This window comes from Nocardia sp. NPDC060220 (assembly GCF_042727815.1).
In the GTDB taxonomy this organism is placed as follows: domain Bacteria; phylum Actinomycetota; class Actinomycetes; order Mycobacteriales; family Mycobacteriaceae; genus Nocardia.
In genome coordinates this window covers 1-1,928 of record NZ_JBHWZY010001104.1, presented here as the reverse complement: position 1 = coordinate 1,928, position 1,928 = coordinate 1, and the positions used below count along the sequence as shown (strand labels likewise).

General features: G+C 65.6%; 2 protein-coding genes. Both read left to right on the top strand.

Annotated features, from left to right (window positions below):
- A partial coding sequence (gene rho / locus ACFWF3_RS34130) for a transcription termination factor Rho (RefSeq protein ID WP_379318143.1) occupies positions 1-1,448 on the top strand: 1,448 nt, incomplete at its 5' end.
- A gap of 254 nt (positions 1,449-1,702) precedes the next feature.
- Positions 1,703-1,928, top strand: a 226-nt coding sequence (gene rpmE / locus ACFWF3_RS34125) for a 50S ribosomal protein L31 (protein WP_379318141.1), incomplete at its 3' end; no start/stop codon positions are given.

Sequence of the window (1,928 nt, the reverse complement as noted above, 5' to 3'; positions counted from 1 at the left end):
AGCGTGGCGACCGCAACGGCGCCGAGCGTGGCGAGCGCACCGGTGGCGACCGCAACGGCAACGACCGTGGCGAGCGCGCCGGTGGCGACCGTAATCAGAACGAGCGCAACCAGAACCAGAGCCAGAACGGCAACAGCGGCGGCAATCGCGGACCCCGCGACGACCGCGGTGGTGACGACGAGGAAGGCGGCCGCGGTCGCCGGGGTCGTCGATTCCGCGAGCGTCGTCGTGGTCGTGACCGCGATGGTGGTCCCGCCGGTGGCGGCCAGTCCGAGGCGCGCGACTACGACATTCGCGAAGACGATGTGCTCCAGCCGGTCGCGGGCATCCTCGATGTCCTCGACAACTACGCGTTCGTGCGGACCTCCGGCTACCTCGCCGGCCCCAACGACGTGTACGTGTCGATGAACCTGGTGCGCAAGAACGGCCTGCGCCGCGGTGACGCGATCACCGGTGCGGTGCGCGCCCCGCGCGACGGCGAGCAGAACAACCAGCGGCAGAAGTTCGACCCGCTGGTTCGCCTGGACACCGTGAACGGTGGCGAGCTCGAAGCGGCGCGTCGTCGGCCGGACTTCCAGAAGCTCACCCCGCTGTACCCGAACGAGCGGCTGCGCCTGGAAACCGCGCAGAACAAGCTCACCACGCGCGTGATCGACCTGATCATGCCGATCGGTAAGGGCCAGCGTGCGCTGATCGTGTCTCCGCCCAAGGCGGGTAAGACCACGATCATGCAGGACATCGCGAACGCGATCGCGATCAACAACCCCGAGTGCTACCTCATGGTTGTCCTGGTCGACGAACGTCCCGAAGAGGTCACCGATATGCAGCGTTCGGTGAAGGGTGAGGTCATCGCCTCCACCTTCGACCGCCCGCCGGGTGACCACACCTCCGTCGCCGAGCTCGCCATCGAGCGTGCCAAGCGTCTGGTGGAAATGGGCAAAGACGTTGTGGTGCTGCTCGATTCGATCACTCGATTGGGCCGTGCGTACAACAACTCCTCGCCTGCCTCGGGCCGCATCCTTTCCGGTGGTGTCGACTCGACCGCGCTGTACCCGCCGAAGCGTTTCCTCGGCGCGGCCCGCAACATCGAGAACGGTGGCTCGCTCACCATCATCGCCACGGCGATGGTGGAGACCGGTTCCACCGGCGACACGGTGATCTTCGAAGAGTTCAAGGGCACCGGCAACGCCGAGCTCAAGCTCGACCGCAAGATCGCCGAGCGGCGCGTGTTCCCCGCGGTGGACATCAACCCGTCGAGCACCCGCCACGACGAGCTGCTGCTCTCGCCCGACGAGATGGCTGTGGTGCACAAGCTGCGGCGCGTGCTGTCGGGTCTGGACTCGCACCAGGCGATCGATCTGCTGATGGATCGTCTGCGCAAGTCCAAGAACAACCTCGAGTTCTTGATGACGGTCTCCAAGACCGCACCGAGCGCTCTCGACGAGTGATCGTCTAGAACCACCGGCAAGGGCCTCGCTTCGGCGGGGCCCTTGCTCGTTCTCGGCCGAGAACGCGCGGCGCCGGCCGCAATATCACAGGGAACAAAGCGGAGGTGGGGGGTGTTCTGAGAGGGTGCGGTCTGCTCTGGCATACTGGACAACTGTGTGTCTGCGAGTTCGCAGACATCCCGCCTAGTCGGTTCCGGTTCACGTACTCCACTCCATGGGGCTACGACCCGGCGACCATTATCGAGAGGACGCCCATGAAGGCAGGAATCCACCCCACGTATGTCGAGACCACCGTTGTGTGTGGTTGCGGCAACACCTTCCAGACTCGCTCCACCAAGGAGTCCGGCCAGATCTCGGTCGAGGTCTGCTCGCAGTGCCACCCGTTCTACACGGGCAAGCAGAAGATCCTCGACACCGGCGGCCGCGTGGCTCGCTTCGAGGCTCGCTACGGCAAGCGCGCAGGTGCCAAGAAGGCCGAAG